Raw genomic sequence first — 13850 nt, forward strand, 5'->3', positions numbered from 1 at the left:
CAGTGGGAATACGCGGCCCGCTCCCGGGGACAGTATTTGCCCTATGCCACCAGTAACGGAAAAATAGAGCGCGGAGTCAATGTCCCAACCTCTGATGAAAAATTGAAAATGACTGGTACGGGATTTCCTTACTACCCGGTTGGGAAATATCCCCCCAATCCACTGGGGTTGTATGACATGGGACTAAGTGGTCAGGAGTGGGTTAATGACTGGTATGCGGCGGACTACTATGCGCACTCGCCGGTTGATAACCCACAGGGACCGGAGAGCGGCGACAGGAAGGTACAAAGGGGCTATCCGGGAGGGGATTATCAGTATGCCCTGACCATGTTTCGTGAGTCAGACTTCCCTTCTCCACTTTTGAATGGGCGTAAGGCAGAAGATTATAGATTTTCTCCTAAATATGTTTTTCGCTGCGTGGTGAATAACGGATGACGGCGCATATTCTGAAACTTCTTACCCCGGGAATATTTTTGCTGGCGCTGACCGGCTGTGATAACGGCACCAGTGCGGAAAGCCAGCAGCTCACCCAGGCGCTGGTGAAGTGTTCGCTGGATAATATGGTCCCGGTCGCGGGCGGTGAGTTTTTAATGGGGGACTTCGGTCCGCTGATTTGGGAAAAACTGCCCTTCAGCTCGAACCAGGATGATAAATACCTGCATAAGGTCAGGCTGAGTGACTTTATGATTGGCAAATATAAGGTCACGCATAAAGATTATAATGAATATATTAAAATCACCCATCGAAAAAACTCGTTTATATTTATTAAGTGAAGGCTGTACTTTGAAGAAGAAAGTGACTGGATTTTTTTTATATTTTTATTAATTGTCGATTTGTTTCCTTTTATACTGGAGTGAAATATGTCAAAAGGTTTTGTTTTGCTTGGTGATAAAACGACTCATGGTGGAAGTGTAATATCTGCATCTTCAACCATGTTTGTTCAAGGGAAAAAAGTAGTTCTTCTGGGGGATATGGTCAGTTGCCCGATACCATTCCATGGCATTAATCCTATTATTGAAGGTTCGCCAGAATGGTTTTCTGATGGTAAGCCGATAGTTGTCGATGGATGCCACAGTTTGTGTGGATGTCAGGTTATTTCAAGTGCGCCAGAAGCATCAATAGGATGAAATCATGGGCTGGGAACGCCATAGAATTATCATGCCCGTAGCTCCTGAACCTCTTTCTCTCTGGCGATGGACACTGGCTGGTATATTATCAGTAATAATAAGTATCTTACTTTTTGTATTGCATGCAACAGAACATCTATTTTTTATTAATGATGTCAATATCTGGCTGGTTTCGCTCTTTCCAGCGTTCCTGTGGTTAATAATTGCTAGTGTTAGAGCATATTTATATGGGCGGGCGCTTGAATATTATGAATTTTTGCAAAAAGAAATATTGATTTCTCAGCGTGAATGGCAGTCCTGGGGACAGCGCTCTATTGTCGTGATGAATAGCTGCATATTGTTACCAGAGAAAATTACCGTTTCGTTTATTGCAGGTAATCCCACAAATATTGAGAATAAATGTGGTTTAGCTCATCGTATTGACTATTTGCCTAATGTCAAAAATCAAGACAATGCAGTGACTGTTTTGCTGAACAGTATTGCTGAATCTCTGAGTATATTACCGATAGCCATTCCTTTGCATGTAACACTCATCACCGATGGTTCAACGGAAGAACGGCATTTACTGCAAAATAACTTTAATAGCATCTGGCAGATGACTTTCCCTGGCAGGCCACAACCTTCCTCTGTACGAGTAGAAATGGAGTTTCCTTTTTATCGACTGGAAACGAACCTGAAAAATGCAAAAGTCAGGAGCGATCTTGTTCTGGTTTTACAATTTAACGGGAATCAGAATTATTCTGATGGAATGGCAGTCTTTCTTTTAACCAGTGATGACGTAGCGCGTATTTATGGGTTCAACGGTAAGTGCCATTTTCTACGTCCAATGCCTCTGGATAAAGCGTGTTTACCTCAAGATTTAACCACTTTTTTTACTACTCAGGTAAGCGCGATAAATACCAAAAACATTGTGTCTGATGGTCAGTTAATTGATTTGTTGAGTGCGCAACTCTATCCAATTGGTCACAATCATGGCGCTCATTGGCAGGTTGAAAACAAAATTATTCTTGAAAGATTTATGGGGATCCCCGGTCCATTTTCCGGTTGGCTATGCGCTGGCGTGGCGGCTGATATGTCAAAGCATAACTTAGAGTCATATTTAGTCGTTTCTGTTCAGGAAGAACAATCATATATCTGCACCGTTTTACCCTGGAGTAATAATGAATACGACAAGCCATCTGTGGCGTAGGGGAAGTCTGCTTGTTTTAATTGTGGCATTTTTAGCGGGGCTGACATGGCTGATTAGGAGCTATGGTGATCTCCTGGGGGCTGATTCACTTACGAAAAAAGTCATCTTAGGTATATTGACGGTAATTTTGATTATTGTTGTTCGCTGGTATCCACTTATCAACATTTATGCCAAGGAGCACCTTTTTCGGGTAAAAGAAGAAAACGATAGAGCTTTTCCAGACAAAGAATCCCGAATAGAGGAACCGCCCTCCGGGAATATGCTGATAGGGGAAATTCGTGATGTACTCAAGGTATATTACAGTTATCGCTGGCGCGCCAAAACGCGTCTCCTGCTGGTGATGGGGGATGCCTCCCAGGTTGATCAATTAGTACCTAAACTCACCTCTCAACGCTGGGTTGAAGGGGATGGCGTGGTGTTAATCTGGGGAGGTACGCTCACTGAAGCGCCAGATGCCTCGTTGTTTGATGTGATACGCAAGCTGCATCGGCGTCCGCTGGATGGGATTGTATGGGTAACCCCCACTTTTCAGCACCAGGATACACTGGTTCAATCGGCACCTGTTGTCTCTTTAACCGCAGAACAAATAGATAATGCCGCCCGCCATTTTCAGGCTGTTTTTACCACGCTCCGCTGGCGAGTACCGTTATACCTTTGGTCGCTGTATGGCGCTCAATTCGTCCGGGATGACGTAACCTTGCACTCTGCGACATGTTTGTTCCCTGCAGGATGCACCACGGCTTTATGTCGTTCGCAGTTGACCTCGCTGGCAATGCAGATGGCGGAGCAGGGTACGCAGCAGGTTACGCGCAATATCCGTGATAACTTCTTACTGAAAATGGCTAATTTGCTGATGCCTGGCGCAGAAGCTATCAGCGAATCGTTGTCCACTTTTTTCAGCCCGCATCGGCCTCTGCCGCTGGCGGCGGTAATCCTGAGCCAGTATGCGGAAAATACTTCATCGCACGTCGCGCATGCCTGGATGCGTGATGAGCGCTGGCGTGCGCTGCTTGATTCACTCCCTGCGTTACCTGCTGAACTTAAGGCACAGCGTACAGGCCGTTCAGGGATGCGCGTGCTGGCAGTCGGTACAGCCGGTTTGATGCTGCTATGGGGAGCGGGAATGGTGGTGTCTTTCCTGGCGAATCGCAATCTGATTGGCGAAAGTCTGGACCAGGCGAGCCTGGCAGGCGGTGCGGATAAACCGCTCGCCGAGCGTCTTACGGCGCTGTCTGCTCTGCAGCAAACGCCAGGCATGCTTCGCTGGCGTCAGCAGAATGGGACGCCGTGGTACTACCGTTTCGGCTTAAGCCAAAATGATGCTCTGCTGGATGCGCTATGGCCGCGCTATACGCGTATCGCTATTCCGCTCCTGCGTGATGAAGCCGCCCAACATCTTACCCAGGAATTAACGGCGTTAACCCGACTGGCTCCAGACAGCCCGCAGTTTGCCGCCCAGGCAAAGATCGCCTACAACCAGTTGAAAATGTATCTGATGCTTTCCCGGCCTGAACAGATGGAGGCGTCATTTTTTAGTCAGGCGCTGATGCAAGACTGGCCGGAGCGAGCGGGTATTTCGCGCGCATCATGGCAGGGCGTTGGCCCTGTGCTCTGGCAATTCTGGGGAGAGAACCTTCAGGCGCATCCTGAATGGAAGATAGCAGCCGATAAAAATCTTATTAGCCAGGTGCGAACGCTGTTAATTCGTCAGATGGGGATCCGCAATGGCGAAGCCGCCCTGTATCAGAAAATCATTGAACAGGTAACGCCGCATTACACCGATCTTCGTCTGGAAGACATGACCGGCGATACCCGGGCAGAGCACGTATTTTATACCCACAGTTCGGTTGCTGGCGTGTATACCCACAAAGCCTGGGAAGAGGAGGTTTTGCCCGCCATTGAGAAAATCGTCAACAACCGCCGGGAAGAAATGGATCAGGTGCTGGGAGATGATACGCATTCTGCAAGCGACCCTCTCTCTCCACAGGCCTTAAAGGTGCGTCTTAGCGAGCGTTACTTCACGGATTTTGCCGACAACTGGCTGGATTTTCTCAACAGTATTCGCTGGAAGCGCACCCAGACGCTAAGTGATGCTATCGATCAACTCACGTTGATTGCAGATATCCGTCAGTCTCCTCTGGTTGCGTTAATGAATACGCTCGCCGTTCAGGGACGCACAGGGTTAACCGGAGAAGCGCTGTCGGACTCACTGGTGAAGTCGGCAAAGGATCTATTTAACACCAAAGAAAATCAAACCATTGACCAACATGCGCGGGAAGAAGGCCCTATGGCGAGTACCTTCTCGCCAATCCTGGCATTGATGGATGAACAATCGGCTGGGCAGGATATCAGTCATCTGAGTCTGCAAACCTACCTGACCCGGGTAACGCAGGTCAGGCTGAAACTCCAGCAGATTACTAACGCTGCCGATCCGCAAGGCATGAGCCAGGCCCTGGCGCAAACGGTGTTTCAGGGTAAAACCGTCGATCTCACCACCACGCGTGACTATGGCAATCTGGTGGCTGCCAGTCTGGGGCAAGCATGGAGTGGATTTGGTCAAACGATGTTTGTACAGCCGCTGGAGCAGTCATGGCAGCAGGTGTTGCAACCAACCGCGGCGGGCCTGAATGCGCAATGGAAGGCGCTGATTGTGAATGACTGGAACAGCGCATTCGGCGGACGTTATCCGTTTCGCGATGTTGGCAGTGAGGCTTCTCTGCCGCTGCTGGCGCAATATCTGCGAAGCGATAACGGGCGAATCCCGCATTTTCTCGAAAGTCATTTAAGCGGTGTGCTGCATAAACAGGGAAGTCACTGGGTTGCCGACACGGTGAATGCTCAGGGGCTGGAGTTTAATCCGGCGTTCATTGAGGCAATGGATCAGCTCAGTCAAATTGCGGATGTCGCATTTATTCGTGGGGAAGCCGGGATGCGTTTTGAATTGCGTCCTGGAACGGCGCGCGACGTGATGCAGACTGACCTCGTGCTGGATGGACAGAAACTCACCTACGTTAATCAGATGCCAGCGTGGAAAAATGTTGTCTGGCCTGCTGATACGCAAGCGTCAGGGGCAACCCTAAGCTGGGTGAGCACCAAAACGGGAACCCGAATCTACTCAGATAACCCCGGTACCTGGGGGTGGATCCGACTGCTTGAGAAAGCGGAGATAACCGATAACGCTGGCGTGAGTAGCGGTTTTAACCTGCGCTGGACTGCGCAGGATGGATTGCCGCTGAACTATACCCTGCGAACGGAAGCCGGTGAAGGTCCCCTTGTATTACTCAAACTCCGCGATTTTGAACTACCAGAAGCAATTTTTGTTGTAAGCGGCAATATTTCCTCAGAGGAAGAAGAATGAGCGCTCTGAAACGTCTACTGGCTGCCAGCACGGCTTCGCCAGATGAACAACAGCAACTAATGGAACAGGCGCAAACGCAGACTACGCTATGGAAAAACTGGCTATTGCCCATTTCAGCAGCCAACCCCGGTGGTGAAGATCCTGGCTATGACGATGATTTTCAGCGCATGCGAGAGGAGGTGAATAAACTTTCTGGCGCACAAACGGATCTCATCATTGAGCTTGCGGAAAAACTTCTGATCACCACCTGTAAGGATGTCCGTGTTGTCACTTACTACACATGGGCACGTTTGTATCAGGATGGTGAGCCCGGCCTGGCGGATGGTCTGATTTTGCTGGCTGGTCTGATGCAACAATATGGCGATTCTCTCCATCCCTTAAGAGCCAACAGCCATAAAGCTGCTCTTGAATGGCTGGCAGGCGGGCGGATGCTGGATAGTCTGGCGCGTTTTCCCGAAGTTTCACGACCTGACGCGCAACGGATCGCCGGTGCGTTGATGCTGCTGGAGCAGCAGTTTAGCCAGCGAGAGGAGAGTATTCGTCCTGGGCTTGGGGCGCTCTATAGCGCGCTGGAGAACCGTCTGGCCCAATCTGGCGGAGCTCAGGCATTGGTACCGCAAAATATCAGTGCTCAACCCAGTCGGCACAGCGCAGAAACCCCCGTCCTCAAAGGTATTGCCTCTGGTCGTGAGCTGCTGGAGCAGGCGCGGGTGTTGGCGAAATACTTAAGCGATCAGCCGGATGGCTGGCTGGCGGCGCATCATTTGATGAAAAGCGTGCGGCTCGATACGGTCAGCCAGCTTCCACCGCCAGATGGCGCCGGACGTACGCGCCTGGTAGCGCCCAAGAGTGATTATCGCGCGCAGCTCAAACGTCTGTATTTGCAGCAAAGTTGGACTGAACTGATTGAGTTAACGGACAGCTTATTTGTTGAGGGAGTGAATCATTTCTGGCTGGACGTGCAGTGGTACCTTCATCAGGCATTAACAAGAGCGGGATCGCCATGGGATAAAAATACCGGGATTATTATCAGCGATCTGAAAATGCTGCTGCATCGGATGCCGGGTCTGGAAACGCTGGCGTTTAACGATGGGACTCCCTTTGCAGATGATGTCACGCGTGAGTGGATAGCCCGTGACGTGCTACAGGAAAGTGACTGGCAGATGGAAAAAATCGCTGCGGCTAGTGCAGGAGCGGACGACGATATTCTGCTACTTGAAAGCGAAGCTTTGACGTTAGCGGATAGCGAAGGCGTTGAAGCCGCGCTCGCCTGGGTTCAGGCACGACCAGGTATTGTTTCACGTCGACAGCGTTGGTTACGCCAGCTGTTGATGGCCCGTCTGACAGAACAATGTGGGCGCAACGATCTCGCGCTGCATTTGCTTGGGGAATTGAATACTACAGCACACTCTCTCACTCTCAAACAATGGGAGCCTGAGCTGCTGTTTGAAGTTAAAGCGCGACGGCTGAAACTTTTGCGTTTAAAAGCCAACCGCAGTGAAAGTGACAAAGCGCGTCTGGCACCAGAGATGGACTCACTGTTGTCCGGTTTGGTCGCCATTGATCCCGCCAGAGCCGCCGTTTTGTGCGGTTAAAACAAAATAAGCGAACTGTAAAATGGAAGATTTAACTCTGCGTTATTATGACGCGGAAATGCGTTATTTAAGGGAAGCGGCAAGAGAGTTTGCGCAGGCGCATCCGGATCGTGCAGCGATGCTGGATCTGGATAAAGCCGGCATTCCCGATCCCTATGTGGAACGGTTATTTGAAGGTTTTGCATTTTCAATGGGGCGATTGCGCGCCAAAATAGACGATCATCTCCCTGAATTTACCGAAGGGTTGATGAGTCTGCTGTGGCCACATTATTTACGTACCATTCCCTCCTTAAGTATTGTCGAGCTTTTACCTGATATTGATGTGCTGAAAATGAGCGAGCGGATTAACGCGAGGTTTGGCGTATTGTCACAGCCCGTTGGCCCTAAAAAAACGGTATGTCAGTATCGTACTACCCAGCCCGTCACGCTCAATCCGCTGTCTGTCGCGGCGGTGAATATTGATGCCGAACCTGATGGGCGCTCGGTCATCCGTCTACAAATAAAGTGCAATCCACAGATGGACTGGTCGCAAACCGATCTGACGCGTCTCAGCCTTTACCTCAGCGGTGACGCGCCGGTAACCCACGCGCTGCACCTGGCTTTGACAAAGCGTCTGGCTTCTCTTTATTTGAGACTCCCCAACAGCGTAGAACGTATTCGACTGGAGGGTTTCTTTTCCCCGGGTGGATTTGCCGATGAAGACAGTTTGTGGCCAAAAGGCGATACGGCGTTTGGCGGCTGGCAATTATTGCTTGAGTATTTTACGTTCCGCGAAAAATTTATGTTTGTCCATCTTAACGGTCTGGAAAAAATATCGTTTCCTGAGGGTATAGACTGCTTTGAAATAGAAGCGGTACTGACTCAACAGTGGGATTCTGAGCTTCCTGTGCGGAGTGAAAACATTCGTCTTCATTGTGTTCCGGTTATTAATCTTTTCACTATCGAAGCCGATCCGCTGGTAGTTAATGGTCTGGAAAGCGAATATTTGTTGCGTCCGCGAAGGTTGCAAGATGGCCACACGGAAATTTATGCAGTCGATGCGGTTTCAGGATCACAGCGAACGCGTAACGCCGTTTATGCCCCTTTCACCAGTTTTCGCCACAAGGGAGGCATGATGCGCCGTAACGCACCCGAGCGTTATTACCATACTCGTGTCAGACGCGGCGTATCCGGGTTGTATGATACATGGCTGATCCTCGGCGGAGGTGCCTGGGAGCGGGATCGCCTTGCTGAGTATGAAACCTTGTCTTTGAAAGTGACCGGAACAAACGGTCAGCTACCGCGGCGAGCTTTGCAAAGTACATTGCTCAATCGTTGTGAGCAGATCCTCCAGACACCGCTTGCCGTGCGCAATCTGTCTAAACCGACACTACCTGCTTACCCTCCCGCTGAGGATCGTTTTCACTGGCGAGTGTTGAGTCACCTGGGATCCAGCTTTCTGAATATGATGGCCAGCGCTGAAGTGCTCAAAGGAACGTTGTCTCTCTATAACTGGCAGGATGATGAACTTAATTATCGTCGTCTGGATGCGATCATGGATGTTCAACTACATGAAATACAGCGCTTTGAAAAAGGATTTCTACTCCGTGGTGTGGACATCGAAGTAACGCTTGATGAAAACGGATTTACAGGCGAAGGCGATATTCATCTGTTTGGTGAAATGCTTAACCGCTTTTTTGCATTGTATGCGGATATTCATTTGTTTAATCAGCTTACTTTAATCATACAGCCGGCAGGGAAAAGCTTGCGATGGAAAGAGAATCACAATCAGCGACTACCCGGTTGCTAACGAGCCTTGGCGAACACCTGCCCCGTACTAATTTTTATCGTTTCTGTCAGTTGCTGGAACAGTGGGATCCACAAGCGCCCTGTCCCGGAAGCCAACAAAGCCCACGTTTCGATACCATTCGTTTTCGCCCTCATCCGGGTATGGGATTCCCGGCGGGTGAACTAAAAAGTACAGAATATGATCCGCAGCAACCCACACTTCCACCAACGGTTCGTGTCACTTTTATGGGGCTGTATGGCGTGGAATCGCCGCTGCCGACAACCTATCAGGGTGATATTGCCCAGCGTCAGGAAGGTGCGGACGTTGCCGCTGAGTTTCTGGATATTTTTAACCATCGCTTAATTACGCAGTTTTATCGAATCTGGCGTAAATACAGCTATCCAGCGACTTTTCGCTCAGGCGCGACAGATGAGACTTCACAATATTTGCTGGGGTTGACTGGGCTGGGAATTCAGGGGTGCGCCACACAAACAGCTACCCCGATATCGCGCTTTTTGGCGCTGCTGGGAATAATGAGAATGCCAACGCGTACGGCAGAAGGTATATCCGCGCTGGTTTCTTTATTATCGCCAACAACAAATACCACCGTGACCCCTCATGATAAACGCTTAATCCTGCTGGATAAGGCGTTAAAAATGAGTGTGCGGCAACCCATTAGCCTCCATTCTCGTCCGGTGATGGGACGTAGCGCCGTAGATATTAACAGTCAGGTGCTAATTACGCTTACAACGGACGTTCCTGATGAAGCTCGCGAATGGTTACCGGGTGGCCAGCTTTACCATGATTTTCTCGCGCTGATGCATGTTTATTTAGGTGCCAGAGTGAATGCGAGACTGCAATTACGCATTCCTCGATCGGTGCTTCCGGATGCTCATCTTACCAGTAATAAAAGCGAGCACGCAGTTCAGCTTGGCCGCACGGCTGTGATGCGTCTGGATAACCAGGAAGCGAAGAATCAATTTATAACAATTAAGCTTGGGCTTTGGCAGAGCCTTACTCAACATGTTCAACGGAGGGAAGCCGATGAGACTGGCGATTATCGCTATTAATTTTGCCGTAATAACCGGAATGGTCAGTTTAGTTACTGGGTGTGGTCTGACACAAAAGGTATCTGAAGGTACCGTGTCATTAACGAAGTCGATTTTTTATAAGGAAATTAAAACCCTGCATTTGGATCTTTCCGCCAGAGAAGCTGCAAATAAAAATGCGCAGGGCATAGCGCTTTCGACGGTCGTGCGTATTTACCAACTCAAAGATCGAAAAGCATTTGACTCGGCTAATTATCAGTTCTTATTTGCGCAAGATAGTACGGTGGCGAAAGCAGATTTATTGGCTCAGAGAGATGTTCGGGTACGACCTGGTGAAAGCGTAACTGTCGATATTCCATTCGAAAACGAAGCGCAATATGTTGCCGTGGCGGGAATGTTTATTTCTCCCGATCAGTCTGAAGATTCATGGCGTGTGGTATTACGTCGTGAAGATCTCGATCCTGATAAGGCGCGAGTGATTGAATTAAATTCTCAGGCTCTGGTTCTCCTGATGCCGGAGGATGAGTAATGATTAAACAGCCTTCTCTTTATGACATCTTGCTGGGTAATTTTTCCGGTGGTTTTCCTTTGCACGCAGTCAGCGAAAATACGCAGGTCATCTTGTCCGTCCTCGATAATATGCAGCGCATTTTGAATACTCGTGCCGGTAGCCTCAAACATTTACCCGATTATGGTCTACCGGATATGACCAAAATCCTCCAGGGTATGCCGGGAACAGCACATCAGCTTATCAGCACGCTTTCTCAGGTTTTGTTGAAGTATGAACCGCGACTAAAAGACATTCAGGTAACGATGCAGGAGCAGGAAATGCCGGGGCATTTGCGTTATTCCATTGATGCGGAACTTCATGATCTTGGCATTGTGCGCTATGGCACTGATTTTACCCCTGAGGGGCGGGTTCTTATTCGTCATCTTAAGAAGCAGGGGTGGCTTGAGACGGGAGTGTACTGACATGGAAAAGAATCGCATCAGCACCGGCGGCGATCCGCGTGCTTTCACGGAGTTTGGTCAGTTACGCGATGAAATCAGCAAGCTGACTCACCCCGCACGCCCGGACGTTGACTGGCAAAAAGTGGAACAGTTAAGCCTGGCGCTGTTTCGTCATAACGGAGTCGAACTGCAAACACTGGCCTGGTATACCGTCGCCAGAATTCGTAGCGCAGGTCTGGCTGGGCTGGCCGAAAGCGCTGAACTGCTGGAGGCATTACTGACGCATCACTGGAGCGTAATATGGCCGCAGCAAACCCATGCCCGCGTTGAAATATTGGCATGGCTGTCAGCTCGTTTACAGCAAGAATTACGCACGCTAACGTTGTCATATGCAGATTTATCGATGGTGTATCGGGTTGAGCAGAGTCTGAAACATGTCTGTGAGGTGCTGCAACGTCTTGAGTTAAAATCGTTAAGTAAACTAGACGCTGTCGTTACCTGGATGCATAACGCAGCTTTACGCCTGGAGAAGTCTGAAGCGGATTCGGGATCCACCGCTGTGATGATACCGGCTTCAGTTACGACTAATCACGCTGAGACGTCTTTGCCACAGTTGGTCTTTGTGGTTAATGAGGCATCGTCGCCCGATCAATCAAGCGCAGCGGAGTTTGCTACTCAAAGCGTTCATCGACCCCGGCGAATGTGGTTGGGATTCACCATCGGTGTCATGGTTACGGCAGTGGTGAGTACAGGCGCTTTTCTTGGAATCAGCCCTATGTGGGCCGACAGATTTGAACTGGTTCAGCCATTGCCACGGGGGCTGACACCTGAACAATTGTCCACATTGAAACATTCCTCAGATTTGAAGGAGAAGAAACAGGAATTAATCGCCGCAACGCAAGGGCAATTGGACGTTTTACATCGCCTGTCACCTTTGTGGTCAAGAGAATATGCCGCATCATTAGCACAGCAGTTAGTCACCCTGTGGCCGGAAGAATCGCAGACTACGGTATTCGCCAGCGGATTACAGAAACAGTTAAACACGGAAGCGTTGCCGGAAAGTGCTCTGCAAAACTGGCATCATGCCCAGCAGGGGCTGGAGGCGTTAACTGCCCAGCTAAATTCACTTGATGAACGTAAAGGTAAATATCTGACGGGTTCGGAGCTGAAATCAGCCATTTTCACTATCCGCCGCCAGCTTGACCAATCGCCGCCGACAGAAGAGTTATTGCGTCAAATTGATGAGGAGTTAAAAAAGCAGGGAAGTGTATCACCCGCTTTGTATCAGCAACTCGATATGCGGATTAATCAGCTTCTTAATCGTTATGCGTTGTTGAAACAAAGTTCGGTGAAGAGAGAATAGTGACTATTCGCCAAAAGCAAAAACCCGCCTTTTGGGCGGGTTCTTTAAATGAGTGCTGCCTGGACTCGGACTAACGCTGTAAGCGTTGAACAGCGCGCTTGTCGCGCTGGCCCCGAAGGGGTGAGCCGCTGGCGGCGAATAATCGAACGAAGTTCGATGGAGAGTCCGTTTCGCCAAAAGCAAAAAACCCGCCATAGGCGGGTTCTTCTAAATAGTGGTGCCCGGACTCGGAATCGAACCAAGGACACGGGGATTTTCAATCCCCTGCTCTACCGACTGAGCTATCCGGGCAACGAGGCGCATTAAAACCGATTCGCTTCGTTTCGTCAACGAAATTTCTTCAAATCAACGCAGACTGCACAATCTATCACCACATTGTTGCTATTGCACGCATTCTCAGGCAAAAAATGCCGTCCACGCGGCAGAAAGCGGCATTGCCAGCAGAAGGGCAGGAAGCATATTCACAACCGCAAACATTTTGATTCCACAAATACGTAAACCGGTTGCTAACAACAGCAGTCCACCTACGGCGCTGAAATCGGCCATCATGGCTGGCGTCGTCAGGGGCAAAATAAGTGCTGCGCAGGTGGCAAGCGTTAACTGGATTGCCAGCATTGGTACACAAATTGCCGATACCGCGATACCTAATGAACAGGCAAAAATGATGGCCGTGAAGAAATCAAGAAACGACTTGGCGATTAAAATATTCGGGTCGCCGGTCATCCCTTCATGTATCGCCCCGAAGATCCCGGTACCACTGGCGCAAAATAGCACGATGATGGCCACATAGCTCTGGATGAAGGATTCGTGCGTGGTTTTGGCATCCGACCGGGTGAAAAGCTGCTGCGCTTTGGCAACCGCGGTATTGATCCCTTTTTCCAGATAACAGAACTCGCCAATTAATGCACCGACCAACGTAGCCAGGACCATCACCGGTAGGTTAGCGCACTTGATAACCAGCAAAATACCAATCCCCAAAGAGCACAGTCCGAATATGGAGGTCATGGAGGCACGAATGCGTTCCGGTAAATGCTGGCTGAGTAGTGCGCCGAGAACACCACCAAATAAAATGGCGCCAGCATTAATAAAGGGTCCAATTACCACGTTTGCTCCTGCATACCCATTATCGTCTTGATGCTAAAGGCAATTCTCTGGGTAATATATGTTTTCAGATTGCATTATTATGCCGCGATTGGCAGACGAAATGCTTGTTTATCTGTGAGGTTCGGGCGCGGGATTTTATCTTGCGCCTGAAAGTGAAAGGTGCCATGATTGCGCGAATTTTCTCCTGTCTGAATGGGCTGCCTGGGATGATATTACTCCCCCTACATCGCCTTCAACATCGCCTTTTTGCGCGACGTTTGCCCCTTCCTGCGACTTATCTTTACGCTCCCACCATGCGGTGAGGGCAGCGCACGCTCACTGCAGGATAACAGTAAAATCAGAGGCT

At 49.7% G+C, this 13850-nt stretch carries 11 protein-coding genes, 1 tRNA gene and 1 pseudogene; 11 read left to right on the top strand and 2 right to left on the bottom strand.

Annotation, left to right across the window (positions count from 1 at the left end; all coding sequences use genetic code 11):
• From OGY10_RS16365 to OGY10_RS16415, 11 genes and pseudogenes are all read left to right on the top strand, one after another.
• Positions 1-435, top strand: a 435-nt coding sequence (locus tag OGY10_RS16365) for a formylglycine-generating enzyme family protein (RefSeq protein ID WP_286577040.1), incomplete at its 5' end; no start/stop codon positions are given.
• Positions 432-740, top strand: a pseudogene (locus tag OGY10_RS16370) (SUMF1/EgtB/PvdO family nonheme iron enzyme); the annotation flags it as partial. The gene OGY10_RS16365 and the pseudogene OGY10_RS16370, both read left to right, overlap by 4 nt.
• A 120-nt stretch (positions 741-860) precedes the next feature.
• Positions 861-1127, top strand: coding sequence for a PAAR domain-containing protein (locus tag OGY10_RS16375; RefSeq protein ID WP_079934142.1), 267 nt, complete (start codon positions 861-863; stop codon positions 1125-1127).
• A 4-nt stretch (positions 1128-1131) separates the two neighbouring features.
• Positions 1132-2316 (top strand): KPHS_23130 family T6SS system protein, encoded by a 1185-nt coding sequence (locus OGY10_RS16380; protein ID WP_286577041.1) that lies wholly within the window; start codon positions 1132-1134, stop codon positions 2314-2316.
• The gene (locus tag OGY10_RS16385) at positions 2288-5674 is read left to right on the top strand and encodes an ImcF-related family protein (RefSeq protein WP_286577043.1); all 3387 of its coding nucleotides are present in this window, start codon (positions 2288-2290) and stop codon (positions 5672-5674) included. The genes OGY10_RS16380 and OGY10_RS16385 overlap by 29 nt, the downstream gene beginning before the upstream one ends.
• Positions 5671-7269, top strand: a complete 1599-nt coding sequence (tssA, locus tag OGY10_RS16390; protein ID WP_286577045.1) for a type VI secretion system protein TssA — start codon at positions 5671-5673, stop codon at positions 7267-7269. Before OGY10_RS16385 ends, tssA begins: the two co-directional genes overlap by 4 nt.
• A gap of 22 nt (positions 7270-7291) precedes the next feature.
• Complete coding sequence (gene tssF, locus OGY10_RS16395; protein ID WP_286577046.1) at positions 7292-9058, top strand: type VI secretion system baseplate subunit TssF; 1767 nt, start codon at positions 7292-7294, stop codon at positions 9056-9058.
• Entirely contained in the window at positions 9019-10107 is a 1089-nt protein-coding gene (tssG, locus tag OGY10_RS16400; RefSeq protein WP_286577047.1) for a type VI secretion system baseplate subunit TssG, read from the top strand. The genes tssF and tssG overlap by 40 nt, the downstream gene beginning before the upstream one ends.
• On the top strand, positions 10082-10615 hold the full coding sequence (tssJ, locus tag OGY10_RS16405; RefSeq protein ID WP_286577049.1) for a type VI secretion system lipoprotein TssJ: 534 nt from the start codon (positions 10082-10084) through the stop codon (positions 10613-10615). The genes tssG and tssJ overlap by 26 nt, the downstream gene beginning before the upstream one ends.
• Complete coding sequence (tssE, locus tag OGY10_RS16410) at positions 10615-11058, top strand: type VI secretion system baseplate subunit TssE (RefSeq protein WP_003825386.1); 444 nt, start codon at positions 10615-10617, stop codon at positions 11056-11058. The genes tssJ and tssE overlap by 1 nt, the downstream gene beginning before the upstream one ends.
• Position 11059: 1 nt before the next feature.
• Positions 11060-12400 (top strand): VasL domain-containing protein, encoded by a 1341-nt coding sequence (locus OGY10_RS16415; RefSeq protein WP_286577051.1) that lies wholly within the window; start codon positions 11060-11062, stop codon positions 12398-12400.
• Between the two features lie 215 nt (positions 12401-12615).
• Here the strand turns inward: OGY10_RS16415 and OGY10_RS16420 are convergent.
• Positions 12616-12691, bottom strand: a tRNA-Phe gene (locus OGY10_RS16420).
• Between the two features lie 105 nt (positions 12692-12796).
• Positions 12797-13504: a DUF554 domain-containing protein gene (locus OGY10_RS16425; protein WP_286577053.1), complete on the bottom strand. Its 708-nt coding sequence runs from the start codon at positions 13502-13504 to the stop codon at positions 12797-12799.
• Between the last annotated feature and the right edge of the window lie 346 nt (positions 13505-13850).

This window comes from Citrobacter sp. Cpo148 (assembly GCF_030332375.1).
GTDB lineage: Bacteria > Pseudomonadota > Gammaproteobacteria > Enterobacterales > Enterobacteriaceae > Citrobacter > Citrobacter portucalensis.

Bases quoted from the DNA above. Each gene is read 5' to 3' on its own strand.
- OGY10_RS16375 (WP_079934142.1), top strand. From the start codon at position 861: ATGTCAAAAGGTTTTGTTTTGCTTGGTGATAAAACGACTCATGGTGGA.
- OGY10_RS16380 (WP_286577041.1), top strand. From the start codon at position 1,132: ATGGGCTGGGAACGCCATAGAATTATCATGCCCGTAGCTCCTGAACCT.
- OGY10_RS16385 (WP_286577043.1), top strand. From the start codon at position 2,288: ATGAATACGACAAGCCATCTGTGGCGTAGGGGAAGTCTGCTTGTTTTA.
- tssA (WP_286577045.1), top strand. From the start codon at position 5,671: ATGAGCGCTCTGAAACGTCTACTGGCTGCCAGCACGGCTTCGCCAGAT.
- tssF (WP_286577046.1), top strand. From the start codon at position 7,292: ATGGAAGATTTAACTCTGCGTTATTATGACGCGGAAATGCGTTATTTA.
- tssG (WP_286577047.1), top strand. From the start codon at position 9,019: ATGGAAAGAGAATCACAATCAGCGACTACCCGGTTGCTAACGAGCCTT.
- tssJ (WP_286577049.1), top strand. From the start codon at position 10,082: ATGAGACTGGCGATTATCGCTATTAATTTTGCCGTAATAACCGGAATG.
- tssE (WP_003825386.1), top strand. From the start codon at position 10,615: ATGATTAAACAGCCTTCTCTTTATGACATCTTGCTGGGTAATTTTTCC.
- OGY10_RS16415 (WP_286577051.1), top strand. From the start codon at position 11,060: ATGGAAAAGAATCGCATCAGCACCGGCGGCGATCCGCGTGCTTTCACG.